Below are 25,308 nucleotides of genomic sequence, written 5' to 3'. Positions count from 1 at the left end.
GGAAAAAAGTGCTGGCATTGTGATTTATGCTGCTATATTGCGAAAAATTTAGATTGTCATAATATGTTATCTCACAAAGCATAAACAAACAAGAAGCTTGTTTTAATTTGGAGGGACATTGCTTGGAGAGGGAGAAAATTGAATTTACTGTTTGAGAATTTTTCAGTAAAATGTTAGGTAATGAATAAATATATATAATCATAGTATTGGATAAGTGGACAAATTATAACGGGGGTGTACGATGCAATCCTGGATCACAGATATTATGGAGCAATTTGGCTATCTGGGGATATTCCTAATGATGGCCCTGGAAAATTTATTTCCGCCAATTCCATCTGAAATAATCCTTCCCTTTGGTGGATTTTTAACCACGTATACACACCTTTCCATTTTAGGCGTTATTGTAACAGCAACTACCGGATCTATTTTAGGAGCGATTATTCTCTATGGGATAGGACTTCTGGTTGATGTAGAACGGATGGAAAAAATTGTGGATAGGTTCGGGCATATTATACGAGTGAAGAAAAGTGATATTCGAAAGGCCGACGCGTGGTTTGATAAGTATGGTTATTGGACAGTTTTGTTTTGCAGAATGATCCCGCTTATTCGCAGCTTGATCTCGATCCCCGCTGGCATGTCTAACATGAAATTTAGTTTATTTTTATTGTTTACCATTATTGGTACATTTATTTGGAACATAATACTGGTGTTATGCGGTGTTGTGCTGGGTGAATCTTGGGAAGACATTCTTAGTTTCATGGATATATATTCAAACCTAGTATATATATTGATTGGTGCTGGAATTATTTTGTTGCTCGGTTTGTACATTCGAAAGAAAAAAAGATAGCAATTGAACGTAAACAAGGGGTTCATCAACTGATGGACCCCTTGTTTCATTTGGTATTAATCTACAATACGTCCTAGGTCCTAGTTCAAAATATTGCTCAGGCTCATTATCCGAAATCCAAATTCAAGGTAAGATGAAGTCAAGATAAGGAAAGGAGGCAGAAATACATGAAGAAATTTATGTTATTTGTTGGAGGGTTAATAGCCCTTTTCATTCTACTTGGCAGTTTAGGTCCAATGGTCTTGCTAGGTGTCAGTGTTTTGCTGCTTTATGTAATTTTTAAGCAGTTTGTAAAGAGTGATTCCGTTATTGGGAAAATCGGCTGGGTAATTGCAGGGCTTTTTGTTCTAGGAATTGCGTTATCAAATGTATATGCAGTTATCGGTCTCGCAGCGGCATATGTGTTATATATGATTTTCAAGAATTGGAAAAAAGATAGTAGTTCCGAGCAGGAAGTAGTAAACGATGATCCTTTTGCAAATTTTGAAAAACAATGGCAAGAGCTTAATAATTATTAAAAGGAGCGATTTACATGGCAAATTTATTTACACGTATCAAGGATTCCGTTTCAGCAGACTTACACAGTATGTTAGATCAAAAGGAACAAAAAAATCCAATCGCAGCTTTGAATCAATACTTACGTCAAAGTGAACAGGAAAAGGAAAAAGTGAGAAAGCTTGTTGAACGTCAGTATAAGCTAAAGGATGAATTTACAAGTGAGTATCACAAGGCAAAAGATTTCGCTGATAAACGGTTAAAACAAGCGTCTATTGCCGAGAAAGCGGGAGAAGAAGAGCTTCATCAGTTTGCATTAAAGGAACATGAAGAATATCAAGCGCGTGCAGACAGAATGAAAGCATTACGCGAAGAAGCAGTTAAGCAGCTTGAAGGGTTAGAGCAAAAATATGAGGAAATGAAACATAAACTGAAAGATATGCATTTGCGCAGAATGGAACTGATGGGTCGTGAGAATGTTGCACACGCAAACTATCAAATTAATAAGGTAATTGAAGAATCATCTGACAAACCATATTCACGATTTCAAGAATTGGAAAATTACATTGAGGGACTTGAATATAAGGTGAATAGTTCTTACTACCGCAGCACATTTGATAGTAAAATTGCCCGCCTGGAAAAAGAAATGCAAGATAAAGAGAAAATTAATTAAAGGTCACTTTCCTATTATGAGTATTGTTTCAAATCATGATATACTATACAGGCGCATGAATCCTTGCGCCTGTATGATTACATAAGGAAAGGGGGTCACCCAAAATGTTTCGCAGACTGTCGACGGATACACTAAATTGGATCATGATTATCGGGGTGATCCTCTTTATTTTAGAAATTGCCTTTTTTCATGGGGGCATGATTTTTTCGGCATTATTTTCAGGGTTGCTGATCTATATTGGCTGGAAGAAATTTAATCACTTATGGGGAAAATTCTTTTTTTGGATTGGCATAATCGGCGCAGTATTATCAGTGTTTAATATGCTGGCAGTGCGCTTTCTGATTGTTGCTGGCATTGTATTATTTATAATAGACTTTTCAAGAACAAAAAAGGATCCAGATCGTATTAATCCATATATCCTCTCACCAAACGATTCAACTGCAGAACCAGTAATACGAATCGATCCAATGTTTAAGCATCGATTGTTTGGCGACCAGAAAACAACTGAACATGCGTACAAATGGCAGGATATTAATATTCATGGCATCTACGGTGATCGTGTAATTGATTTAAGCAATACGGTTCTGCCAAATGATACCTCAGTAATTTCGATTCGCCACTTTGTTGGAAATATTGAAATTTACGTTCCATATGAAGTTGAAGTTAGCATCAATCACAGCTCAATCTTTGGACGTGCGCATATATTTGGAAAAAAGCATTGGAATTTAATGAATCAGACGCTTTTATACCAAACGGAAAATTATGATACAACATACCCGCGAATCAAAATTGTTACCTCGTTAGTTTCGGGAGACATCGAGGTGAAGCGGATATGAGTATGATGGCCCGTCATGTTGTCACAGCCGTATTATTTAGTGTATTTGTCACAATTATTGTAATTGGATTAACCATATTTACATTTCCGCTTGATAATTGGTCGATTCTCTTTGAAAGAACCATTTCGGGTATTCCATTCATCTTTTTATTATTTATTGTTCCGGTTCTCGCGGGTGTCGTAATCGGGGTTACAACAGGCTGGTATTGGCGCCAGCGCTTCCATTGGATCGACCGTCAACTCGATGAAGTTGTTAAAGGCCAAAGGTTATCTAATGATGAAGAACCTTATAAAGAATTAGACACTATTAAGCAACGAATTGAACAAATACAGGAAAAATTTATGATACAAACAGAGCATGCGCAGCGTTTGGCAACAGAGCGTGCTAATGAACGGGAAAAAAGTCTTCAGGAAGTTGTTGTTCAAGAGAGAAATCGTCTTGCCCGTGAATTGCATGATTCTGTAAGTCAGCAATTATTTGCTGCCTCTATGATGATGTCAGCGATTAATGACGCAAATCCACCAGAAAATGATTCCATAAAAAAACAGCTATTGACGGTTGAGAGAATGATTCACCAGTCACAGCTTGAAATGCGTGCATTGCTTCTCCATCTCAGACCGGTAGCACTAAAAGGGAAATCGCTGCAAAAGGGTGTTGAGGAACTTTTGATAGAGCTGACACAAAAGGTTCCTATGGAAATTGACACGAAGGTTGAGTCATTTGAGGTTGCTAAGGGGATCGAGGATCAGCTGTTTAGGATTCTTCAAGAGTCTATTTCTAATACATTGAGGCATGCAAATGCAACAAAACTAAGTGTATTATTAATCGAACGCGATGATATAATCATTTTGCGTGTAGCCGATAATGGCATAGGGTTTAATGTAGAACAAGCTCGTGCGAGTTCATATGGACTTCAAAATATGCGCGAACGTGCCTATGAGGTTGGTGGAACGTTTAAGATTATCAGCTTACCAGACCAAGGAACCCAGCTAGAGGTCAAGGTACCACGAATAAATAAAGAGGATGAGCGTAATGATTAAGGTATTGTTTGCAGACGATCATGAAATGGTACGAATCGGTGTCTCGGCGTATCTTTCTGCCCAATCCGATATTGAGGTTGTAGCTGAAGCGGATGATGGCAGTGAGGCAGTACAAAAGGCGCTGGAATTGAAACCTGATATTATTTTAATGGATCTTGTAATGAAAGAAATGGATGGTATTGAGGCAACAAGACGAATTATTGAAAAATGGCCAGAAGCAAAAATAATTATCGTTACAAGCTTTCTCGACGATGAGAAGGTATATCCAGCACTGGAGGCCGGGGCAACTAGTTATATGTTAAAGACATCAAAAGCGGGTGAAATTGCCAAAGCAATCCGTTCTACCTACCAGGGACAATCGATTTTAGAGCCCGAAGTTACAGGGAAGATAATGACACGGATGCGGAGAAAGCCGGACGAGGAGCTGCACAGTCAATTAACAGACAGGGAAATGGAAATCCTGCTGCTTATTACTGAAGGAAGAACAAATCAGGAAATTGCTGATCAACTGTTTATTGCATTGAAAACGGTTAAGGTACATGTGAGTAATATACTAGGAAAATTAGAAGTACAAGACCGCACTCAAGCTGTTATTTACGCATTTAAACATGATTTAGTCCGCTAAAAAACAGTGTTTAATCGTATAGATTAAACACTGTTTTTTAGCGGAAAATTATATAACAAGATTGTATAGCCTGTAGAAGCGGGCATTTCTTCATGGCATAATTTCAGAACTAGGGATATTTCGACATGAATGTAAAAAATTGTTGCCTTTGAAACATAATTGTAATATTCATATTACATAATTGTCATTTTATGATGTTATACTACTAATTACCTAAGATAGTTTACTAGATTACATAGAATTAATTTTACATAAAAAATAAACACGTCTGAAATGAAAATATACATATAGATTTGTGGCGTGTAATGGGGAAGCGGGGAGAAAATGTTGAAGAAATCAGTCGTAATAACCACAATAGCGGTGGTTGGTTTGTCTAGTACATTTTTAACAGGTACAGCATATGCAGAAAGATCTGCTTCACAAATTAGTGATGAACGTTCGGAAATCAAAGCTGATTTATCAGATGCAGAAGCAAAAATTGCAGACGCACTAGTCGACCTTAAAGATCTTGAAAAGCAAATTAATCAAGTAGATGATGCACTAGCAGAAAATGAAAAGCAAATGAAAGAAACAAAAGATAAAATTGCTTCTACTAAAAAAGAAGTGGATAAACTAGAAAAAGAGATAGTAAAACTTGAAGCGGAAATTGAAAAGCGCTATGAGATATTACGAAATCGTATTGTTTCCTATCAGCAAAGTGGCGGTGACATCAGCTATTTAGAAGTAATCTTCGGCTCGAAGGATTTCGGTGATTTTATCAGCCGTGTATCTGCAGTTTCAAAAATTGCCGATTCTGATACAGATTTGATGAAACAGCAGGAAGAAGCTAAGGCAGAATTGGAAGAAAAACAAGATAAAGTAAAGAAGAAGCTTAATGGACTTAAAGACATGAAGGTTGAACTTGAAGGAATGCAGTCTTTAATTGTTGAACAACGCAAACAAAATGAAAAGAAAAAAGAAGAATTAAAAGATAAAGTGCAAGATTTGAAAGATTTAAAGGCAGAGCTGAAGGTTAAAGATAGTAATTTGGCGGCTATTCAGGCAGAAGTTAATAGAAGTGTTGCAGCTAGCAAATCTTCAGATGGCGGCAAGCTGACACAATTAAGCAGTAAAGCCCCAGCAAAGGCAAGCAGCGGAAGTTTAAGTACAGCAATTAATGCAGGATATAAATATCTGGGCGTACCATATGTTTGGGGTGGAGGATCACCAAGTGGATTTGATTGTTCAGGTTTCGTATCATGGGCATTTGCACAAGCAGGAATCTCAATTCCATCCAGCACTGCAGGATTACAGTATACTGGTTCAAAGGTTTCTTACAGTAATATTCAACCAGGTGATTTAGTTTTCTTTAACACATACAAGACTAACGGACATGTCGGTATCTACGTTGGCGGCGGTAAGTTTATCGGTTCACAAAACTCAACCGGATTAGCAGTTGCTGACATGACAAGCGGTTATTGGAAAAATCATTTTGCAGGACATGTTAGACGTGTAAGATAATATAGTGAAACCGTATGACTTCTTAATTGAAGTTATACGGTTTCTTTTATGAATTTTAGTATCCGTTAATGGATATAGACATTTTGTGATGCTTCTCCCTATCACCGCTGCCCGTATATACTACGCTTTCCGGTAAAGCTGTTTATTCATACTTTCCCGCCGGGCATCTCTCCTGAATCTTTCCATTTATACGGGATGACATATTGAAGGTATAGTTTTTCTATCTCTTTGGTGATTACGTCTTCTGAGTTTGTAAACTTAATATTATCTATTACAAATGGTAAAAGGGTTTTAAAAAGTAAGTTTAACTAGTATAATAGCTACGGAACTTTTTTCTCGCAAATCATATAGAGATAAGGAGGCAGTCATCAATGTTTGAAGTAAAAGAGTTTCGTAAGGCAGCACATGATATCGATCCAATCTATGTCAAGCGCTGGTCACCTAGAGCTTTTATGAACAAAGAAGTACCTAAAGATATTCTTTACAGTGTTTTTGAAGCCGCACGCTGGGCACCGTCTGCGGCAAACATTCAGCCATGGAGATTTATCACTGCACAGAACGAGGAGGAACGTAAAAAGTTTCTTTCCTTTATATATGAAGGAAACATTGCTTGGTGTGAGAAAGCTCCGGTTTTAGTGGCAGTTGTTTCCAAAACCGATTCAACATTCACTGGTGGACATAATCCTTCACATGCGTTTGACACAGGAGCTGCCTGGGGCTACCTAGCATTAGAAGCGGCACGTAAAGGACTTGTTTCACATGCAATGGGTGGATTTGATCATGAAAAAGCAAAAAAGGTATTAAATATCCCTGAGAACTATGATATCCATGCAATAATTGCTTTGGGATATCAGGGGGAAAAAGATTTATTGCTCGAACAATATCAAGAACGCGAGAAGCCATCTGACCGTAATGAAGTGGGAGCGTTTATGTTTGAAGGTACATTTCAAGAGAAATAATTATTAAAAAGTTGCTGGGACATATGTATTTTAGTCAAAAAGAAATCCGAACTATGAATTCTTAAAATAGAATTTGTATAAGTTCGGATATTTTTTTGGGTATTCGAAATTTTTACTGTTAATTATCCGTAAACTACTACGTAAGTGCTTGTGGTGATTTTGCATCATTTTGGACGCTCTTTGCTCTCGCAGACCGTAAATACTACGCCTTCCGATTTGCATTGTACTGGTTTAAGACAAATAGGTATAAAATTTTACTAAGTATTGAAAATAAAGTTTAGCGCAATAAATTACGGGTATATTACAAATGTTCCACAGTACATCTAAATCTTGGGCTATGTCTTTTATTGCTCGTTTTTGTTTTCTTTCTGGTCCAACTGTTTTTATATTAGATTCGTTTGTTCTAGGATTAGGAGATTATTTTACAAATTTTGTTCAATATAGTCTAAGGTTAACACCATATTCCGGTGATACATGGGTCCGTGATTGGACAATTTTCTACTTATCGTAGCTCAGTTTATTAGAATGATAAGGAATGAACCATCCACAAAAAAAGATAAATGATTCTTCTGAAAAGCAGCTGTGCATTCAGCTGCTTTTCCCGTCCGTTTTAAAATAACTGGTAATGCAATAAGTGGTTAATCCAACCATCAATACCAAGATGGCGGAATAAGTTACCGTTGCCTCTTGAATTACGAGCCATCCAAAAGAAATCACCATACTATCGATAAGAAGAATATATATTCCTACATTTAGGGAAGTTACTTTAGATAGCATTAATGCTAAAAGATCTGTGCCCCCTGTACTAATGTTTGCTACCATCATTATCCCAATACCGGTACCGATTAAAAAACCGCCAGCTACTGAACTGATTAGAATTGGTGCAGTTTGTATGTGGGATAAAGGGTGGAAGTAGTCTATAAGAAGTGAAGAAAATAAAAGTCCATGGAGTCCATTGTAAAAATAGGTACGATAAAGAAACCATGCAATCAAATACAATGGAAGACTTAAAATAATTATAGTTAAACCGGGTTTTAACCCCAAAGTATATTTGGCAATCAACCCTAGTCCGATAATACCTCCATCTAGTAAATGATTTGGGATCAGAAATAAATTAATTCCAACTGCTACAAATGTACTTCCGATAAATACAGATAATATTTTTTGGATCATACGAACTATTCACCTACTCGACTTGTCCAAATGCTTATATATGAATAGATATGCGAAAAACGAGAAATTTATCCTTGCATTGTTCAAAAATGTAAATGATATAAGTAGACTAGATAGTATAAGTATCATATAATTCTCTATAGAAAGTAGGTGATTCAGATGGGAAGGTAATAGAAAATACAGTTAATATGCCAGTAAGGGAGAAGGTGATGAACCAAGTCTCTTATACTAACCTTTTTTTGAATCATTTACGTTTAGATCGTGTGATTTTTAAAGAGGTATAAGTATATTAACAAAATATTTGCGCGGTATTTTTTAATAATCAGGAGGTGAAATCCTCGTTTCTTAAGATACGAGGTATTAATTGGAAATAGTTAATTTACTTATGGTTGCCATATTGATTTTTTTAACAGCTTTCTTTGTGGCAACCGAATTTGCGATTGTTAAGGTTCGAACAACACGTATTGACCATTTAATTGAAGAAGGAAATAAAAATGCAGTTCATGCTAGGAAGTTAATTGATAATTTAGATGCTTATTTATCTGCTTGTCAATTGGGAATAACGGTAACAGCATTGGGGATAGGATGGCTTGGTGAACCGGCCGTTGCCAGTCTTTTAGAACCAATATTTGATAAACTGGATATTAATTCTGCGGTTTCCCATGCTATATCGGTAGCGATCGCGTTTATTCTTATAACTTTTCTCCATGTTGTTGTAGGTGAATTAGCACCGAAAACAGTTGCCATTCAGAGAGCAGAAGCAATTACATTGTGGCTGGGCAGACCGTTGATGCTGTTCCACAAAGTTATGTACCCATTTATTTGGGCATTAAATGGTTCGGCAAGACTTTTAATTCAGCTTTTTGGATTTAAACCTATGAAAGAACATGAGGTAGCACACTCCGAGGAAGAATTACGATTAATCCTTTCGGAAAGCTATAAGAGCGGAGAAATTAATCAATCGGAAATGACTTATGTTAATAACATTTTTGAGTTTGATGACCGTTTAGCAAAAGAAATTATGACACCCCGAACGGAAATGATCTGTTTTTTTAAAGAGGATAGCTTTCATGATAACGTAGATGTTATCCGAGAAGGTCAGTATACAAGGTACCCTGTAGCGGATGGAGATAAGGATCATATTATTGGCTTAGTGAATCTTAAGGAAATTTTTACGGGGCATATCGAAAACGGCCATGAGTCTATTGAAAAATTTATTAGACCGATCATATATGTGTCAGAGGCGACACCGATAAAACAGGTTCTAATCAAAATGCAGAAAGAACGGATTCATATGGCGATTGTCATTGATGAATATGGTGGAACTGCTGGTTTATTAACTGTTGAAGATATTTTAGAAGAAATTGTTGGAGATATCCGTGATGAGTTTGACATTAATGAACAACCAATGATTGAAAAAGTTAATGACACAACCACTATGGTTGATGGAAAGGTACTCTTAGATGATATAAATGAACTTCTGGATACAGCCCTAGAGGAAGAGGATGTTGACACAATTGGCGGTTGGGTCATTACAAACAACCTTGATGCCAAAAAAGGAACAACCGCAGAACATGAGGGATATCAATTTATTGTTGAGGAAATTGACGGACACCAGATCAAGAAAGTTAAAATAATTAAAAATGCATAAGCACTTTCTTACTAATGAAAAAGGCAAATCCGGTTTGGGTTTGTCTTTTTTGAAACCTTTCTAGTTCTCAATAAGTATGTAATAATAATGATAATAGTCAAAAAACTATAGCAAAATAGAGAGAAAGGTTGTTAGGTAGATATGGATAAAATTAAACAAGCAAAATCCGATTTGAATGGTATTATTTTCGGTAAAGAAGAAGTTGTCGATTTATTATTTATAGCATTGCTCTCTCAGGGACACGTGCTGCTTGAAAGTGTTCCGGGTACTGGTAAAACAAAACTAGCAAAAAGCTTTGCTAAAATTATCGACGGGAAATTTAGCCGGGTACAATTTACCCCGGATGTTTTGCCAAGTGATGTAACAGGAATTCGTTTTTTTAATCCGAAGACTCAGGAATTTGAGCTGCGAGTAGGCCCAGTTGCAGCAAATATTTTATTAGCGGATGAGATAAACCGCGCAACTCCAAAAACACAATCAAGCCTTTTGGAAGTAATGGAAGAACATCAGTCAACAATTGATGGAGAAACAATAAAGGTGGATGCACCATTTCTAGTTATTGCAACACAAAATCCTGTGGAGAGCAATTATGGAACCTTTCCATTACCAGAGGCGCAACTTGATCGATTTTTGTTTAAAATTGACTTGGGTTACCCATCAAGTGAAGAGGAAAAGCGTGTTTTACATACATATCGAACGAACGATCCATATAAATCGGTATCATCATCATTATCGGTACAAGATATACGAATGCTGCAAGAGGATATCAAGCATATAACAGTATCTGAAGCTGTAACAGATTATTTAGTCGCACTTGTTCAGCAATCACGTATTCACACAGACATAGAACTTGGAATTAGCCCACGTGGGTCACTAGCATTGATGCGAGCAGCACAAGCAAGGGCGTATCTTCTTGATAGAGATTATGTTTCTCCAGAAGATATTAAGGTATTATCTCCGTATGTGTTTGAGCATCGTTTGATATTAACGATGGAAGGATCAATTAAGACAACAGCAGCAGAAATTGTCAATGAAATTATATCAAATGTAGCTGTACCTGTTGAAGTTGGAGTAGATCAAGCATGATATGGCAAAAGGAATTTGGCATATCAAATGACAAAAACTATGACTATTTACTAGCTGCAATTGTAGTATTAGTTGTGCTTGGATTTTTATTTAAAAAACCGATTCTGTTTATTGTAGTTGGATTGTTTACTGCATATCTATTATTGAATAAATTTTATGATAAACGGATTGGGGATAAACTGTATCTTGAAAATAGCCATCGGGTGTTACGAATGTTTCCCGGTGACGAACTGGAGTTGACGTTTGAATTTCAAAACCGTTCCTTTTTTCCCATTCTAAATGGAGAATTCCAATTTCAAACAGAACAGTCTATTGAAGCAACTAAATATGTTGAATCATCGAGTAAATACTGGAACCAGTTTTCGCTGCCATTGTCTGTAGTTGGTAAAGGCAAGGTTACAGTACAACTGCCAATCAAAGCTAAACAGCGTGGCACGTCAAAAATAAAAAATATTAATTACAAATTTCCGCATTTATTTAATTTTGATTCTGTAACATTAAAATATAATCCGTTCTACCAACTGGAATATGTCGTATTTCCTGAACCGATTCAAGTGAAAGGGATTGAGGCAATTTCTTATGTCACACCAGGTATACAACATACGAACTTTTCCCCATTTGAGGATGTGCATAGCCCGCGTGGTACAAGAGATTACAGTTATAGTGACCCTTTTCATCAAATTAATTGGAAGGCTTCTGCCAAAACGCAGGAACTACAAACTAATGTTTACGATAAGGTAGTTGATATGTCCTATCTGTTTATCGTCAATCTAAGCACAAAGCACAGTTTAAATATGCTTCATAAAGACATGGAAAAATTATTGTCGTATACCGCCTATCTATGTCAATATGCAACAAAAAAGGGCTATCCGTTTGAAATGGTTATTAACGCTAGAAAGCCGGGGAGTACGCCTTATATGAACTTGCCTGAAGGAGAAGGAAAAGCCCATTACGTTCATGCACTGGAAATGTTAGCGCGTATTCGTTCGCAATCTATGATTGTTCCGCTTAATCAAATGCTTCACCGTGTTGGGCAAACGTTTTATAAACCAAAAACAATTATTTTAATTGGGCAAATTCCGAACGAAGTGAATCAAATTATCGGCAAATGGAAGCAAACACAAAAGAATATTTTTCAATTAGAACAAATGGAAGATGAAGCATGTCTGAAACGTTTGGTAAGGGACGTGATTAACCATGCAAACTAAACAATCAAATATAACTTATGCATATCATTTTATGAGTGAAGCAATTCTCCTGTTTTTAGTCTGTCTTCCTGTTATGTATTATCATTTTAAGTTAGTTCCATATGGAAGCTTTCTCGTGATAGCTAGTGGAATTTGCATGATATATTTGATTTTCACTAAGATCAGCAACAGCTATATGTGGTATATCATCTCAGCACCATTTTTCATTGTAATTTTCTATGCAAGTGACTATCCATTGTTCATGGGTATTGTATTTTCAGTTGCGTTGGCATGGCGTTTCATCAATATTCGAAATGAAACTGTTCTGAATCGGGAAATGGGTTATATAAAAATAACACTGGTACTAGCAACAGGTCTAATGCTTTTAATCAATGAGTATCAGATTATCCTTTATGCGTTTTTACAGTTTTTATTTTTAATTGTCGGGTATATCAGCAGTCATTTGACTGTTATACAAAAGGAGGAGAGGAAACGGTTTGATAACAAACTATGGCTTTACATTGGATTCATGTTGTCAATGGGATCCGTTCTTATTTTCCTGCTATTTGATCCTGGCAGGAATTTATTCTTGAAAATCGGTGAGGGGTTAAGCTATGCAGCAGCGGTGGCTGCAAGTAAGGTTGCCTTTGTTTTTCAATTTTTGGATTTTAATAAGGTACAGCTTCCAGGCAGTGAAACACCAATGGAACAGCAGCAAAAACAGTTAAACGAACTGCAGCAGGGCAGTAACACCTCACTTATTGAGGAAATCATGCCATACATTTATTGGACAATATCTCTTACTATCGCAGCCATTATTATTATATTGGCAATTAGATTTTTTAACAAAAAATTTAGAATCGCGGATCAAGCAGATGTAAGTGATGCGATTGTTTATGGAAATCTGGATGATAAACAAAGAGATAACAGGAGTTTCATAAGTAAAATAGTTGCAGCACAAAGAAAACCAAGTCACCCAGTAAGAAAACTAGTTTATAATTTTGAAAAAAAGGCACTTAAAAATGGATATGGAAGAAGCCCATTTGAAACGGTTGAGGATTGGCTTGCACGTTTAGGAATTGATAATTATTTAACAGTCTATCAAAAGGTTAGATACGGGGAAAAGGATGTAAGTGATCAGGAAGTAAATACATTAAGAGAGCAGCTGCTGCAGGTTGAAGAAAGGTTAGAAAAATAGATTTGACATTTCCCATAACTCTTTTTATACTAGTCAATAATAAAAAGTTTTCTAGGGTTCCGCAAGGCAAATTGGTCTGGTCCGAGAGAAAACGCACGTTATGTGTACACGGAGGGATAAAAGCCCGGGAGGATATCGTTTTCAGATATCGTCCCGGGCTTTTTATGTTAATGAAAATGAGGTGTTTATAATGAAACGTAATTGGAATTTAGTATTCGCTGCAGGTTTATTTGAAATTGGCTGGGTAATTGGGCTAAAACATGCGTACAATTGGGGAACGTGGGTCCTTACTGCAATTGCGATATACATGAGCATGCATTTGTTAATTGCAGCTTCCCGAAAGCTTCCCGTTGGTACGACCTATGCAGTGTTTACTGGTATGGGAACTGCAGGAACAGTTGTTTTTGAAATAGCAGTATTTAATGAACCGTTCAACCTAACCAAGGTGCTGTTAATTGTATTGTTATTGTGTGGAGTAATTGGTCTTAAAACAATTACGAAAGAAACTTCCAATAAAGGAGAGGGTGCATAATGGCCTGGATTTATCTAATAATTGCCGGTGCCGGCGAAGTTATTGGTGTAATGGGAATCAATCAGGTAAATCAGAATAAATCCATTGGTTCCTTTTGCACATTAGTTGGAGGGTTTTTGTTAAGTTTTATATTTTTATCCATTGCTATGGAGAAACTTCCAATGAGTACTGCATATGCAGTATGGACTGGTATGGGAACGGTCGGAAGTGCGCTTCTTGGAATGTTTGTTTTTGGTGAATCAAAGGATTGGCGCCGTATACTTTTTATTAGCATGATTTTATGTGCGGCTGTTGGTTTAAAGCTGATCTCCTAATCCCATGTTTAGTACATGTTAATATCGGCTACACATTACTAAGATTGTAAAAAAAGGAGCCGATATCGATGGATTTATATGAAGAAATAAAAAAGCTTGAGCAGGTAAGAAAAGGAAATTCAAATAAGGTTTTAACCATGTATTTGAATACTGACCCATCGGATCCCGAGCAGCAAGGCGGAGAATGGAAAATACATTTTAAAAATGGGATGCGGAATTTTGAACAGTATCTGGAAAAAGATGAAAATAAAGAGGAATTAATAAATTTTCAGCAGGTTAGGCAAAAAGCTGAAAAGTTTGTTAAAGGAAATGAACAAAACTTTCGTAAAGGAATTGTCCTGTTTGCAACTGCGAAAGAAGATGTTTGGTTTGCTGATCGAGTTCAAATGCGTTTGAAAACAGAATTTTTCTGGCAGGAAACACCGGACTTAGAACAACTAAAAACACTTTATGAAACGTTCCCAAAAACGGGCGTTATTCTCGTACAGCAGGATCATGTTAAGGTTATTGAGGCAGAGCTTGGTGAGGTAAAGGATTCCATACATTATGAATTAGATATGAATACCGAAAAATGGCGATTGTTTGCTGGGACGCATAAAGGTGAGGACTCCATGGGAAAAAGGGGCAAAAATATGCAACAGGATTTCCAGGACCGTTTTGAAGCGAACAAGCATAGATGGTACAAAAATATTGCAGCAAAACTGGACAAGCTGGCAAAAGATCACGAATGGGAAAAAATTTATGTAGTAGGCGAATCGGATGCATCACGTGATCTGGAGGCGCTAATGAACAAAACTGTCGATGATATCATTCAGAAGAATATGCTGGATCATACAGAATCAAGTGTGTTAACAGAAGTATTTGCATAATCTATCATAGAGGGAGTTGAATTATGCTGTTCAGCTCTCTCTATTGCATAATAACCAAAAAAAGGTAAACGAAAAGTAAAGAAACAATGAATGAACTGGCGATATATCCAGCAGCGACACTGTATCTTTTCTCTAAAATAAGTGATAGTGTTTCATTCCCAAATGTGGAAAAAGTCGTATAGGCACCACAAAATCCAACACCAATTAGTTGCCAGAATGTCTCTGATAATTGATCAATCATGTGAAAATGCACCGTTATACCTAATAGAATTGAACCGGTAATATTAGCAATCCATGTACCGATAAGGTGTTTATTAGCTTTGATTGAAATATAAAAACGGAGCATACTCCCGAAAAATCCCCCAATAGCTACGAAAAGAAAACTCATGACTGGACCACTCTTTCCTTAGCAGACATATAGCCAAGAAAACAAAATCCTAGTCCACCGAAAATACTAATTACTACATATAGAATGGATAGGTAACTGTTCCTTGTCCATAACTCGATTGTCTCAACGGCAAAGGTCGAGAAAGTTGTGAACGCCCCAATCGTGCCGGTCCCAAGTGCAGCGAACATCTCGGGTGATAGTCTTTGCTTTATCAATCCTTTGTTCAATACAAAGCTTAATAAATAGCAACCAATCAAATTCACTATCAACGTTGCATATGGAAAGTTAACGTTAGGCTGAAACAAAAGCGAAATACTATACCTGCCAACAGCTCCAATTATCCCACCAATACCTACTGCAATATAAAGTTTAATGGAATGGAGATTACTCACACGGTTTGACATGCTGGACATACTCCGTAAATTTCAAACTTGTGCCCTTCAATATCATAATTTGCTAACCTCTTTGTCACTTCTTCCATTGGACACACATCGATTTCCTTTGTTTTGCCGCAATCCTTGCAGATGAAATGATGGTGATGGTGGTGTGTACATTTCATTCGAAAGTGTTTTTCCCCATTTAATTCAGTTGTTTCTAAAATTCCTAATTCATTATACAAATGCAAATTACGGTATACCGTATCAAAGCTTATACCTTCATAAGTCGATTCTAAATGCTGAATAAGGTCTTTGGCTGTTCGGTACCCATCAGCTTGCTCAAAAAAGGTAAGAATGTCTTTACGTTTTCCGGTAGTTTTATATCCTTTATTCTTCAAAAGATCGATAGCTTCATTCATATTCACGCAGATTCCCTCTCTCTTTTTGAATTAAAAGTAAATCGCTTTGCACTAATGGAAAGCAGCAAAATAATTATAGACACAAGTACAATTGTTCCTCCGGGAGGTATGCTAAAATAATAACCTGAAAATAATCCAAGGACTACAGCTAACTCCCCAAAGATAACAGACAATATAATTGTTTGTTTAAACCCTCTGGCTAACCGCATCGCGGAGGCAACAGGCAATGTCATCAATGCTGAAACGAGTAATACACCGACAATCCGGATAGAAGCAGCAATAACCAATGCAGTTAATATGATAAATAAGAAATGAATTCGTTTTGCGTGTATTCCGGAAACACTTGCATGCTCTTCATCAAAAGATAATGTAAACAATTCCTTATAAAATAAAAAGATGACAATAATAACGAAAATTGAAATACCTAAAATCGATAGAAAGTCTTTTTGGCTGACTGCTGATACGGAACCAAATAAAAAGTTGAAAAGCTCTGTGTTAAAACCGTCTGCAAGAGAAATGAAAATAAGACTGAGTCCCACCCCGCCGGATAAAATAATCGGTATCGCAAGCTCTTCATATGCCTTATAAACCCCTCTGAGTTTTTCAATGAATATGGAACCTATAACAGAGAATGCCATCCCCCCATACAATGGAGTCACTATTGTTGCTGCAAATTTTTTCTCCAGCAGTAAGCCGAATGCTATACCAGCAAGTGTAACATGGGAAAGCGCATCAGCGATAAGGGACAATCGCCTTACAACGATAAACGTACCAAGCAATGGTGCAATTATACCAATCAGTAGACCAGTTAAAAAGGTATTTCTAAGAAAATCATATTCTATAATATCTGCTAGCATAGCTGTTTTCCTCCAACCTAATGATCATGTGAAACAACGTTTACCGGATGACCATAAAAATTTGATAAGTCCCGGTCTGTCAAAGATGTGTATTCCTTGGGATCCCCATGAAAATGCAATGTTCTATTTAAACATACAATATCAGTAGCGTGTTCCGTAATAATTCCAGTATCATGTGTAACAAGCAGCAATGTAATGTTTCGTTTATTATTTAGCCGTTCTAATAAATCATAAAATCGCTGTACATTTTCATGATCAACGCCAACAGTGGGCTCGTCCAAAATAAGCAATTCCGGATCATTCACTAAAGATCTGGCAATAAATACCCGCTGCTGCTGTCCGCCAGATAAGTTTCCAACATTTTGATGGGCATAATCACTCATCCCTACCTGTTCAATCGCTTGCAAGATTATTTCTTTGTGTTGTTTTGTTAAAAATTTCAAATATCCAATTTTGGCTGTCAATCCCATTGATACTACTTCAAATACTGTTGCGGGAAATCCTTTATTAAACGTGTTGGATTTTTGTGAAACAAAACCAATTTTATTCCATTCCTTAAACTTATTAATAGGTTGTCCGAAAAGGGAAATAGAGCCATTATCGGGCTTTAATAATCCTAGTATTAACTTGATTAAGGTAGTTTTGCCGCCACCATTAGGGCCAATCAATCCCATCAATGCTCCGCGTGGTATTTCAAAGTTAACATTACTTAATACGGGTTTATTGTCATATGCATAGTGTATCTTATTCATAGTAACAACAGATTCAGTCATGGTATGCTCCTCCTATTTTACTTGGTAGCTTTATCGAGCACTTTCAAGTTATGTTCCATTAAAGACATGTAATCTTCCTCATTTTTAATATCATTATCGGTTAGCACGGAAAGGTTATGGATATACAATGCTTTCGCGTTTATTTGTTCCTGAATAATTTTAGAAACACGATCTGTACCGTTTTGCTCAAAAATTACATAATCCAAATTAAGATCTTTTGCCTTATCGATTATTTGTGTTAATTCTTTCTGTGACGGTTCATCACTTGAAGTTAGACCGCTTATAGCAATTTGTTCTAATCCATATCGTTCTTCCCAGTACCCATATGCTGCATGGGAAACAAGAATTTCATTGTTATCCTTATTTTGCAGTGTTTCTTGATATTGCTTATCTAATGCTAATAGACTTTCTTTTAAAGTGGCGAGATTATTCGTGTATTGCTCTGATTTATCAGGATTTAATTCAATTAATTTGCTATTAATCATTTCCGCCATATCAATCATCCGCAATGGATCAAGCCAAATGTGTGGATCATGATCACCGTGATGATGTCCGTCATCAGCATGCTCCTCTGAGTGGTCATTTTCTGTGTGGAATAATTCTTCATTTTTACCTAACTCAACTAGCTCAACATTCTCTGAACTTAATGCATCGGCAGCACTTTCTGCAAAGCCTTCCATCCCTGCACCCATGTAAATAAATGCATCACCAGAAGCGATAGATGTCATTTCCTTCGTAGTTGGTTCATACGTATGCGCATCTACTCCCGGTGGGTAAACAGACTTTACAGTTAGCGTATCACCGCCAATTTGTTCTGTAATATATTGAATTGGATAAATAGATGTATAGACAGTTAGTCCAGCTTTGTCCTCTTCAGTAGAAGAACTGCAGCCGGTAATAATGATTGTTAATAGTACGGATAAAAATAATAATGCTGCTTTTTTCAATATATGATCCTCCCAAATGTTAATCCTAAATTATAATACCGTAATGATTACGATTTGTAAACAGTAATGATTACGAATATGTTCAAATTTCTTTCAAAGTTCATGATTCTGCTACCAAATGTATGCGTACTTTCGTTATTATATAAAAGAAAGATTGTTGAAGGGTGGCATAAACAGTGAAAAGACTTTTATTTCTATCCACTTCAAAACTAATCCACCTTAAAGTAGGTTAAAATTTTTCTTCCATTTGTATTGCGAAATGTCTGAATTTAATTTATAATAAGATTAGATGGATAGGGAACTATCTTTTATTTTTCGCAGTAAAATGAATGAGTATTCATTCAAAGTAAAGATAGGGGGACAAATCATGACACGAACAATCAAGCGTGCCGCAGTGTTAGGCTCTGGGGTTATGGGGTCTGGAATTGCTGCCCACTTGGCTAACGTTGGAATCCCAACGATTATGCTCGATATTGTACCAAGGGAATTAACAAAGGATGAAGAAAAGAAAGGTTTAACACTTGAAGAACGTGCTGTTCGCAATCGTATGGCAGCACAAAGCAAAAAAGCCCTGCTTAAACAAAAACCATCTCCAATTACTACGAAAAAAAGCCTTGATTTAATTGAGGTTGGTAATATGGACGATGATATGGAAAAATTAGCCGATGTTGATTGGATTATTGAAGTTGTTGTTGAAAATTTGGATGTTAAGAAAAAAGTATTTGCAAATGTTGATAAATATCGTAAAGAAGGAACAATTGTCAGTTCCAATACATCCGGCATTTCAGTGGAGGATATGGCTGCTGATTGCTCAGAGGATTTCCGCAAACATTTTCTCGGGACACATTTTTTTAATCCGCCGCGTTATTTAAAGCTGCTGGAGGTAATTCCAACGAAAGATACAGAGCCGGATGTATTATCTTTTATGAAAACATTTGGCGAAAATGTTCTTGGAAAAGGTGTTGTTGTGGCCAAAGATACACCGAATTTTATTGCTAATAGAATCGGTACATATGGCCTGCTTGTCACTGTTCAAAAAATGCTTGACGGGGGCTATAGTGTAGGTGAAGTGGATTCGGTAACCGGTCCAATGATCGGCCGTCCAAAAAGCGCAACTTTCCGTACATTGGACGTTGTTGGTTTGGATACGTTCATTCACGTTGCTAAAAATGTCTATGACCAAGTTGGAGGCACCGAAAAAGAAATTTTTGATGTACCCGATTTTATTTTAAAGATGCAGGAAAACGGCTGGCTTGGGGCTAAAAGCGGGCAAGGATTTTTCCTGAAGAAAAAAGATAAAAATGGCAGCACGATCTATGAATTGAATCCGAAAACACTAGAATACGAGGATCGGAAAAAACTAAAGACTGCAGCTACCGAAATGGCAAAACAGGAAAAAGGAACACGCCGTAAATTGAAAGCGCTTGTATCGGCTAAAGGGGACAAAGCAGGAGATCTTGTATGGTCGATTCTTAAACCGGTGTTAACGTATTCGGCTGATCTTGCTGGTGAAATTGCGGACGATATTGTTTCCATTGATCAAGCAATGAAATGGGGCTTTGGCTGGGAATTTGGTCCATTTGAAACGTGGGATGCAATCGGTCTCCGTAAATCAGTTGAGCGGATGCAAGAGGAAGGGGAAACAGTACCACAATGGATCCAGAAACTACTGGAGGATGGCAACGAATCCTTTTATAAAACGGAGAATGGTAATGTTTATTACTATGATAATGGTGCGTATAAGCAGCAAAGTTTTAATAAAAAAGAGATTAATTTAAAACGTTTAAAAGATGTTAATGGGGTCATTAAAAAGAATACGGGTGCTAGTTTGATAGATTTAGGTGATGGTGTAGCAGGACTTGAGTTCCATTCACAAAGCAATGCAATCGGACTTGATATTATTCAAATGGTTAATTTTACACTTGATGAAGTAAGCAAAAACTATGAGGGGCTTGTTATTGGAAATCAGGGCAAGAACTTCTGTGTTGGTGCTAATCTCGCAATGATGCTAATGGAAGCGCAAGATGATAACTTCTTTGAATTGGATATGGTCGTGCGTCAATTTCAGAACATGGCGATGAACATCAAATATTCCGAGAAACCGGTTGTTACTGCACCATTTAATATGACACTTGGCGGTGGAGCAGAAGTATCCTTACCAGCAGCGGCGATTCAAGCTTCAGCTGAAACATACATGGGACTTGTTGAATTCGGTGTTGGTCTCATCCCCGGTGGCGGTGGAACGAAGGAGCTTTACTTGAAACAGCTAAGGAACATGCCTAAGGGTGTTGATTTTGACCTGTCAAAAGTAGCAAATGATGTGTTTGAAAAAGTTGCTACCGCAAAAGTTTCTACCTCAGCAGCGGAGGCACGAGAAAATGGTTATTTAAATAGTAGCGATGGTATAAGTGTAAATCCTGATCATTTGTTAAGTGATGCAAAAGAGAGGGTGCTAGCACTTGCTAAAGCAGGTTACCGAGCTCCAAAACGTGAACAGATTCCAGTTGTCGGTGATTCCGGTTATGCAGCAATGTTACTCGGTGCGAAATCACTACAATTAAGTGGCTATGCATCGGATCATGATGTGAAAATTGCTGAGAAACTAGCTTATGTATTATCCGGCGGACGAATTAAAGAAGGTACGTTAATTGATGAACAGTTAATGTTGGATCTAGAGCGTGAAGCATTCTTGAGTTTAATAGGTGAACCAAAGACACAACAGCGTATGCAGCACATGCTTTTAAAAGGAAAACCACTGCGTAACTAATTGAAGAGGGGGAAGAAAGGTGAAGGAAGCAGTAATTGTTGCGGGTGCAAGAACCCCTGTAGGAAAAGCGAGTAAAGGATCACTCGCTAATACAAGACCAGATGATTTAGCGGCATTAACGATAAAAGAAACTTTAAAGCGCGCGGGAAACTATGATGGAAACATTGATGATGTCATTATCGGATGTGCAATGCCTGAAGCGGAGCAAGGGATGAATATGGCACGTAATATTGCGGGGCTAGCTGGCCTGAAAAATACCGTACCGGGTGTAACAATTAATCGTTATTGTTCATCAGGTTTACAAAGTATTGCTTTTGCGGCTGAACGAATTATGATCGGGGCGAGCGATACGATGATTGCCGGCGGAACAGAATCGATGAGCTTAATCCCGATGGGTGGCCACGTAATTAAGCCAAATACAAAACTTGTCCAGGATGCACCGGGATATTACATGGGCATGGGGCACACCGCCGAAGAAGTTGCTAATCGTTTTGGCATTTCACGGGCAGACCAAGATGCATTTGCTGTCCAAAGTCATGATCGTGCTTCCAAGGCACTTAAGGAAGGTAAGTTTAACGATGAGATTGTTCCAGTTGAAGTTACTGAAAGAGTTGTTGGTAAAAATAACAAAATTGAAGAGAAAAAATTCATGTTTGAAATGGATGAAGGGGTACGTCCAGGCACAACTGCAGATATTTTAGCAAAGCTTCGCCCGGCATTTAATGTAAAAGGATCAGTAACAGCGGGCAACTCTTCACAAATGAGTGACGGGGCTGCAACAGTACTTTTAATGGATCGTGAAAAAGCACAAGCAGAAGGATTAACCCCGCTTGTTAAATTCTGTTCGTTTGCAGTTGCTGGTGTGGAACCGGAGATTATGGGTGTAGGTCCTGTAGAGGCAATACCAAAAGCACTGAAAATTGCGGGGCTGGAGTTATCAGATATCGGCTTATTTGAATTAAACGAAGCATTTGCATCACAGTCTGTACGCGTTATTCAGGCACTTGATTTAGATCCAGCTATTGTAAATGTTAATGGCGGGGCAATTGCATTAGGTCATCCACTTGGCATGACAGGTACAAAATTAACATTAAGCCTTATCCATGAAATGAAACGTCGTAATGTCCAATATGGTGTTGTTACGATGTGTATTGGCGGCGGTATGGGAGCAGCTGGAGTATTTGAACTATTGTAAGCTAGTTTTGAAAATCATATTTGTATTAGAGAGGAACGATTAATATGAGCGAAACAAAAGAAAAGCTATTTAAGGGTGGAGCATTTTTAATCGAGGATTTAACAGGCGATGATGTTATTACACCAGAAGACTTTACAGATGAACATCATATGATCGCAAAAACTACCGAAGATTTTGTGGAAAAGGAAGTATTACCAAAGGTTGAAAAACTAGAGAATCATGAATTTGAACATTCTGTCGATCTATTGAAAAAGGCAGGTGAACTTGGCCTGTTAGGTGCAGACGTTCCAGAAGAATATGGCGGTCTTGCATTAGACAAAATCAGTTCTTCGTTAATAACCGAAAAGTTTTCTCGTGCCGGTGGATTTTCAGTAACACATGGGGCACATGTTGGTATTGGTTCACTGCCGATTGTATTTTTCGGCAATAATGAGCAAAAGGAAAAGTATCTGCCAAAGCTTGCAACAGGTGAACTGCTGGCTGCTTATGCATTAACAGAGCCTGGTTCAGGATCAGACGCGTTAGGCGCAAAAACAACAGCTAAACTAAACGATGCAGGAACACACTATATATTAAATGGTGAGAAGCAGTGGATTACGAACTCCGCTTTTGCAGATGTTTTCATTGTCTATGCCAAAATAGATGGAGAACATTTCTCGGCATTTATTGTTGAACGAGAATTCCCGGGTGTATCTACAGGTCCTGAAGAACACAAAATGGGAATTAAAAGCTCATCTACCAGAACATTAATTTTAGAGGACGCTGAGGTTCCAGTTGAAAACCTTCTAGGTGAAAAAGGTCGAGGACATATTATTGCATTTAACATTCTTAATGTTGGGCGTTATAAATTGGCAATTGGCGGCGTTGGCGGTTCAAAACGCGGTATTGAAGTTGCAACAAAATATGTTAAAGAGCGTAAACAATTTGGTACATCTATTTCCAGCTTCTCCTTAACACAAGAAAAATTAGCTACCATGGCCGCAAGAACATATGCAAATGAAAGCGCCGTTTATCGCACGGTTGGACTATTTGAACAGCGCATGGGAGCTTTAACGGATGAACAATTGAAGGATGGTCGTGAAATAGCGCGTGCTATCGCTGAATATCAAATTGAGTGCTCGATGAATAAATATACTGCTACGGAATGTCTTGATTATGTGGCAGATGAAGCGGTACAACTTCATGGTGGATATGGTTTCATGGAAGAATATGAAGTGGCAAGAATGTATCGTGATTCCCGTATTAACCGGATTTTTGAAGGGACAAACGAAATTAACCGTTTGATCGTGCCGGGAACATTGCTGAAAAAAGCAATGAAAGGTGAATTGCCACTTCTTCAAAAAGCACAAGGTTTACAGGAAGAGCTTATGATGATGATGCCTGAAGAACCAGGTGATGAGGCGTTGGCACAAGAAAAATATCTGTTGAAAAATGCGAAGAAAATGGTTCTGCTTGGTGCCGGTCTAGCTGCACAAAAATTTATGCAGAAGCTGGAAAACGAGCAAGAAATTCTTGTAAATCTTGCTGATATGACTGCGGAAGTATATAACATGGAAGCAGCAATTCTTCGTACGGAAAAAGCAATTTCTAAATCTGGTGAAGAAAAGAACAAACAAAAGCTTCTTTATACCCAAGTATACGTACAAGAAGCATTCAACCGTATTGAAGCGGATGCTAAAGAAACATTAATTGCGGTAGAATCCGGTGACACATTACGTATGATGCTGTCATCCTTACGTAAGTTAACCCGTCATACGCCAACAAATGTAATTGCTAAGAAGCGTGAAATTGCGGCTAAGATTATTGTGGAAGAGAAGTATTTCGTGTAAAGTCAAAAACCCCCTGTTGCCATGCGGTAGGGGGGTTAATCTTTAATATCCGGGATATTGTCCATAATGTCTGCCATGGTGAAGGATACACAGGGAATGTTCGGGGAATTAACAAGTTCATCTCCTTGGAATACGTTGAAAAGCTCATATTTATTACCTTGTAAGATATATTCCTCCAATATTCCGCTAGTAGGTTCTACTATCCAATATTCGGGAATTTGATAATGGGCGTATGTTTTTAGCTTATCAATTTTATCTCGTTTTAATGATGAAAGTGAAAGGATTTCTACCACAAGATCCGGTGCTCCTTCTATCCCTCGTTTGCTTAATATGTTTATACGATTTCGGTGTACAAGAATAAGATCAGGCTGACGTACTTCAGAACTAGATAAAATAACGTCTATTGGGGCACCTAAAATAATATAGTTTGATTTACAACTATGTGCAAAATGTGTTTGCATTTCAAAACTAATCAACTGATGAACAGTAGATGGAACAGGGCTCATTAATTCCAATTGACCACCTGCTAATTCATAGTAATTACCATCATTAATTGATGCGTAATCTTCGTATGTCAGACCACTTTCCTTTAACTTGTCATTGCTGCTATTTTCGCTCATTTCAATTCCTCCTATCCGCTTCTATTATAGAAATAATTATAGCATATTTTCAAAAATGTAACTTTTTTAATCAGCAGTGAATATGGTAAATCTTTAGTAAACAAAAGTTGATTAAATACCATGTTGTTATAGCTCACACGTAAATTTCGCA

Annotated in this window: 26 protein-coding genes, 1 pseudogene and 1 riboswitch; of the genes and pseudogenes, 19 read left to right on the top strand and 8 right to left on the bottom strand. The window is 37.4% G+C overall.

What is annotated here, in order from left to right; translation table 11 throughout:
- Positions 1-241 precede the first annotated feature (241 nt).
- From IEV74_RS04055 to IEV74_RS04015, 9 genes and pseudogenes are all read left to right on the top strand, one after another.
- Entirely contained in the window at positions 242-847 is a 606-nt protein-coding gene (locus IEV74_RS04055; RefSeq protein WP_188454067.1) for a DedA family protein, read from the top strand.
- Positions 848-1,014: 167 nt separating this feature from the next.
- On the top strand, positions 1,015-1,365 hold the full coding sequence (locus IEV74_RS04050) for a lmo0954 family membrane protein (protein ID WP_188454066.1): 351 nt from the start codon (positions 1,015-1,017) through the stop codon (positions 1,363-1,365).
- A gap of 14 nt (positions 1,366-1,379) precedes the next feature.
- On the top strand, positions 1,380-2,015 hold the full coding sequence (locus IEV74_RS04045; RefSeq protein ID WP_188454065.1) for a PspA/IM30 family protein: 636 nt from the start codon (positions 1,380-1,382) through the stop codon (positions 2,013-2,015).
- 104 nt (positions 2,016-2,119) lie between these two features.
- Positions 2,120-2,851, top strand: a complete 732-nt coding sequence (gene liaF, locus IEV74_RS04040; RefSeq protein ID WP_188454064.1) for a cell wall-active antibiotics response protein LiaF — start codon at positions 2,120-2,122, stop codon at positions 2,849-2,851.
- On the top strand, positions 2,848-3,891 hold the full coding sequence (locus IEV74_RS04035) for a sensor histidine kinase (protein WP_188454063.1): 1,044 nt from the start codon (positions 2,848-2,850) through the stop codon (positions 3,889-3,891). Before liaF ends, IEV74_RS04035 begins: the two co-directional genes overlap by 4 nt.
- Complete coding sequence (locus IEV74_RS04030) at positions 3,884-4,516, top strand: response regulator transcription factor (protein WP_188454062.1); 633 nt, start codon at positions 3,884-3,886, stop codon at positions 4,514-4,516. Before IEV74_RS04035 ends, IEV74_RS04030 begins: the two co-directional genes overlap by 8 nt.
- A gap of 324 nt (positions 4,517-4,840) precedes the next feature.
- Positions 4,841-6,016, top strand: coding sequence for a C40 family peptidase (locus IEV74_RS04025; RefSeq protein WP_188454061.1), 1,176 nt, complete (start codon positions 4,841-4,843; stop codon positions 6,014-6,016).
- A 371-nt stretch (positions 6,017-6,387) separates the two neighbouring features.
- Complete coding sequence (locus tag IEV74_RS04020) at positions 6,388-6,975, top strand: nitroreductase family protein (RefSeq protein ID WP_188454060.1); 588 nt, start codon at positions 6,388-6,390, stop codon at positions 6,973-6,975.
- A 320-nt stretch (positions 6,976-7,295) separates the two neighbouring features.
- A pseudogene (locus IEV74_RS04015) lies at positions 7,296-7,477 on the top strand (BCCT family transporter); the annotation flags it as partial.
- Positions 7,478-7,563: 86 nt separating this feature from the next.
- Here the strand turns inward: IEV74_RS04015 and IEV74_RS04010 are convergent.
- Complete coding sequence (locus tag IEV74_RS04010; RefSeq protein WP_188454058.1) at positions 7,564-8,148, bottom strand: YitT family protein; 585 nt, start codon at positions 8,146-8,148, stop codon at positions 7,564-7,566.
- Between the two features lie 364 nt (positions 8,149-8,512).
- Between IEV74_RS04010 and IEV74_RS04005 the strand changes: the two genes are divergently transcribed.
- The 7 genes from IEV74_RS04005 to IEV74_RS03975 all read left to right on the top strand — a co-directional run bounded on the left by IEV74_RS04005 (position 8,513) and on the right by IEV74_RS03975 (position 14,985).
- Positions 8,513-9,799 carry a hemolysin family protein gene (locus IEV74_RS04005; protein WP_188454057.1) on the top strand — a complete coding sequence of 429 codons (1,287 nt, stop codon included), beginning with the start codon at positions 8,513-8,515 and terminating at the stop codon, positions 9,797-9,799.
- A gap of 141 nt (positions 9,800-9,940) precedes the next feature.
- Positions 9,941-10,885: an AAA family ATPase gene (locus tag IEV74_RS04000; protein ID WP_188454056.1), complete on the top strand. Its 945-nt coding sequence runs from the start codon at positions 9,941-9,943 to the stop codon at positions 10,883-10,885.
- Positions 10,882-12,093 carry a DUF58 domain-containing protein gene (locus IEV74_RS03995; RefSeq protein ID WP_188454055.1) on the top strand — a complete coding sequence of 404 codons (1,212 nt, stop codon included), beginning with the start codon at positions 10,882-10,884 and terminating at the stop codon, positions 12,091-12,093. The genes IEV74_RS04000 and IEV74_RS03995 overlap by 4 nt, the downstream gene beginning before the upstream one ends.
- Complete coding sequence (locus tag IEV74_RS03990) at positions 12,083-13,270, top strand: hypothetical protein (RefSeq protein ID WP_188454054.1); 1,188 nt, start codon at positions 12,083-12,085, stop codon at positions 13,268-13,270. The genes IEV74_RS03995 and IEV74_RS03990 overlap by 11 nt, the downstream gene beginning before the upstream one ends.
- A gap of 40 nt (positions 13,271-13,310) precedes the next feature.
- A riboswitch (guanidine-I (ykkC/yxkD leader) is annotated at positions 13,311-13,403 on the top strand.
- A gap of 57 nt (positions 13,404-13,460) precedes the next feature.
- Positions 13,461-13,802, top strand: coding sequence for a DMT family transporter (locus IEV74_RS03985; RefSeq protein ID WP_188454053.1), 342 nt, complete (start codon positions 13,461-13,463; stop codon positions 13,800-13,802).
- Positions 13,802-14,116 (top strand): DMT family transporter, encoded by a 315-nt coding sequence (locus IEV74_RS03980; protein WP_188454052.1) that lies wholly within the window; start codon positions 13,802-13,804, stop codon positions 14,114-14,116. The genes IEV74_RS03985 and IEV74_RS03980 overlap by 1 nt, the downstream gene beginning before the upstream one ends.
- A 68-nt stretch (positions 14,117-14,184) precedes the next feature.
- Positions 14,185-14,985: a VLRF1 family aeRF1-type release factor gene (locus IEV74_RS03975; protein ID WP_188454051.1), complete on the top strand. Its 801-nt coding sequence runs from the start codon at positions 14,185-14,187 to the stop codon at positions 14,983-14,985.
- A 40-nt stretch (positions 14,986-15,025) separates the two neighbouring features.
- On the opposite strand, the gene crcB is transcribed toward IEV74_RS03975, so the two are convergent.
- The 6 genes from crcB to IEV74_RS03945 are packed head-to-tail and all read right to left on the bottom strand — an operon-like array spanning position 15,026 to position 18,746.
- On the bottom strand, positions 15,026-15,373 hold the full coding sequence (gene crcB, locus IEV74_RS03970) for a fluoride efflux transporter CrcB (RefSeq protein ID WP_188454050.1): 348 nt from the start codon (positions 15,371-15,373) through the stop codon (positions 15,026-15,028).
- Positions 15,370-15,777, bottom strand: coding sequence for a fluoride efflux transporter FluC (locus tag IEV74_RS03965; RefSeq protein ID WP_229683054.1), 408 nt, complete (start codon positions 15,775-15,777; stop codon positions 15,370-15,372). The genes crcB and IEV74_RS03965 overlap by 4 nt, the downstream gene beginning before the upstream one ends.
- Positions 15,762-16,175, bottom strand: a complete 414-nt coding sequence (locus IEV74_RS03960) for a Fur family transcriptional regulator (protein WP_188454049.1) — start codon at positions 16,173-16,175, stop codon at positions 15,762-15,764. Before IEV74_RS03960 ends, IEV74_RS03965 begins: the two co-directional genes overlap by 16 nt.
- Positions 16,172-17,026 carry a metal ABC transporter permease gene (locus tag IEV74_RS03955; protein WP_188454048.1) on the bottom strand — a complete coding sequence of 285 codons (855 nt, stop codon included), beginning with the start codon at positions 17,024-17,026 and terminating at the stop codon, positions 16,172-16,174. Before IEV74_RS03955 ends, IEV74_RS03960 begins: the two co-directional genes overlap by 4 nt.
- A gap of 17 nt (positions 17,027-17,043) precedes the next feature.
- Entirely contained in the window at positions 17,044-17,799 is a 756-nt protein-coding gene (locus IEV74_RS03950; RefSeq protein WP_188454047.1) for a metal ABC transporter ATP-binding protein, read from the bottom strand.
- Positions 17,800-17,816: 17 nt separating this feature from the next.
- Positions 17,817-18,746 carry a metal ABC transporter solute-binding protein, Zn/Mn family gene (locus tag IEV74_RS03945; RefSeq protein ID WP_188454046.1) on the bottom strand — a complete coding sequence of 310 codons (930 nt, stop codon included), beginning with the start codon at positions 18,744-18,746 and terminating at the stop codon, positions 17,817-17,819.
- 367 nt (positions 18,747-19,113) lie between these two features.
- On the opposite strand from IEV74_RS03945, the gene IEV74_RS03940 reads away from it, so the two are divergent.
- The 3 genes from IEV74_RS03940 to IEV74_RS03930 are packed head-to-tail and all read left to right on the top strand — an operon-like array spanning position 19,114 to position 24,537.
- Entirely contained in the window at positions 19,114-21,513 is a 2,400-nt protein-coding gene (locus tag IEV74_RS03940; RefSeq protein WP_188454045.1) for a 3-hydroxyacyl-CoA dehydrogenase/enoyl-CoA hydratase family protein, read from the top strand.
- A 19-nt stretch (positions 21,514-21,532) separates the two neighbouring features.
- Entirely contained in the window at positions 21,533-22,708 is a 1,176-nt protein-coding gene (locus IEV74_RS03935; protein WP_188454044.1) for an acetyl-CoA C-acetyltransferase, read from the top strand.
- A 44-nt stretch (positions 22,709-22,752) separates the two neighbouring features.
- Entirely contained in the window at positions 22,753-24,537 is a 1,785-nt protein-coding gene (locus IEV74_RS03930) for an acyl-CoA dehydrogenase FadE (RefSeq protein WP_188454043.1), read from the top strand.
- Positions 24,538-24,572: 35 nt separating this feature from the next.
- On the opposite strand, the gene IEV74_RS03925 is transcribed toward IEV74_RS03930, so the two are convergent.
- Positions 24,573-25,157 carry a Uma2 family endonuclease gene (locus IEV74_RS03925; RefSeq protein ID WP_188454042.1) on the bottom strand — a complete coding sequence of 195 codons (585 nt, stop codon included), beginning with the start codon at positions 25,155-25,157 and terminating at the stop codon, positions 24,573-24,575.
- Between the last annotated feature and the right edge of the window lie 151 nt (positions 25,158-25,308).

This window comes from Virgibacillus oceani (genome assembly GCF_014638995.1).
GTDB lineage: Bacteria > Bacillota > Bacilli > Bacillales > Amphibacillaceae > Virgibacillus_E > Virgibacillus_E oceani.
The sequence above is the reverse complement of the archived record's forward strand: the minus strand, read 5'-3'. Positions and strand labels throughout refer to the sequence as shown.

Coding starts and splice junctions, on each gene's coding strand:
- IEV74_RS03985 (WP_188454053.1), top strand. CDS start 13,461: ATGAAACGTAATTGGAATTTAGTATTCGCTGCAGGTTTATTTGAAATT.
- IEV74_RS04000 (WP_188454056.1), top strand. CDS start 9,941: ATGGATAAAATTAAACAAGCAAAATCCGATTTGAATGGTATTATTTTC.
- IEV74_RS03950 (WP_188454047.1), bottom strand. CDS start 17,799: ATGACTGAATCTGTTGTTACTATGAATAAGATACACTATGCATATGAC.
- IEV74_RS03995 (WP_188454055.1), top strand. CDS start 10,882: ATGATATGGCAAAAGGAATTTGGCATATCAAATGACAAAAACTATGAC.
- IEV74_RS04050 (WP_188454066.1), top strand. CDS start 1,015: ATGAAGAAATTTATGTTATTTGTTGGAGGGTTAATAGCCCTTTTCATT.
- liaF (WP_188454064.1), top strand. CDS start 2,120: ATGTTTCGCAGACTGTCGACGGATACACTAAATTGGATCATGATTATC.
- IEV74_RS03925 (WP_188454042.1), bottom strand. CDS start 25,157: ATGAGCGAAAATAGCAGCAATGACAAGTTAAAGGAAAGTGGTCTGACA.
- IEV74_RS04035 (WP_188454063.1), top strand. CDS start 2,848: ATGAGTATGATGGCCCGTCATGTTGTCACAGCCGTATTATTTAGTGTA.
- IEV74_RS04055 (WP_188454067.1), top strand. CDS start 242: ATGCAATCCTGGATCACAGATATTATGGAGCAATTTGGCTATCTGGGG.
- IEV74_RS03930 (WP_188454043.1), top strand. CDS start 22,753: ATGAGCGAAACAAAAGAAAAGCTATTTAAGGGTGGAGCATTTTTAATC.
- IEV74_RS03975 (WP_188454051.1), top strand. CDS start 14,185: ATGGATTTATATGAAGAAATAAAAAAGCTTGAGCAGGTAAGAAAAGGA.
- IEV74_RS03980 (WP_188454052.1), top strand. CDS start 13,802: ATGGCCTGGATTTATCTAATAATTGCCGGTGCCGGCGAAGTTATTGGT.
- IEV74_RS03990 (WP_188454054.1), top strand. CDS start 12,083: ATGCAAACTAAACAATCAAATATAACTTATGCATATCATTTTATGAGT.
- IEV74_RS04030 (WP_188454062.1), top strand. CDS start 3,884: ATGATTAAGGTATTGTTTGCAGACGATCATGAAATGGTACGAATCGGT.
- IEV74_RS03965 (WP_229683054.1), bottom strand. CDS start 15,777: ATGTCAAACCGTGTGAGTAATCTCCATTCCATTAAACTTTATATTGCA.
- IEV74_RS04020 (WP_188454060.1), top strand. CDS start 6,388: ATGTTTGAAGTAAAAGAGTTTCGTAAGGCAGCACATGATATCGATCCA.
- IEV74_RS04010 (WP_188454058.1), bottom strand. CDS start 8,148: ATGATCCAAAAAATATTATCTGTATTTATCGGAAGTACATTTGTAGCA.
- IEV74_RS04045 (WP_188454065.1), top strand. CDS start 1,380: ATGGCAAATTTATTTACACGTATCAAGGATTCCGTTTCAGCAGACTTA.
- IEV74_RS03940 (WP_188454045.1), top strand. CDS start 19,114: ATGACACGAACAATCAAGCGTGCCGCAGTGTTAGGCTCTGGGGTTATG.
- crcB (WP_188454050.1), bottom strand. CDS start 15,373: ATGAGTTTTCTTTTCGTAGCTATTGGGGGATTTTTCGGGAGTATGCTC.
- IEV74_RS04025 (WP_188454061.1), top strand. CDS start 4,841: ATGTTGAAGAAATCAGTCGTAATAACCACAATAGCGGTGGTTGGTTTG.
- IEV74_RS03955 (WP_188454048.1), bottom strand. CDS start 17,026: ATGCTAGCAGATATTATAGAATATGATTTTCTTAGAAATACCTTTTTA.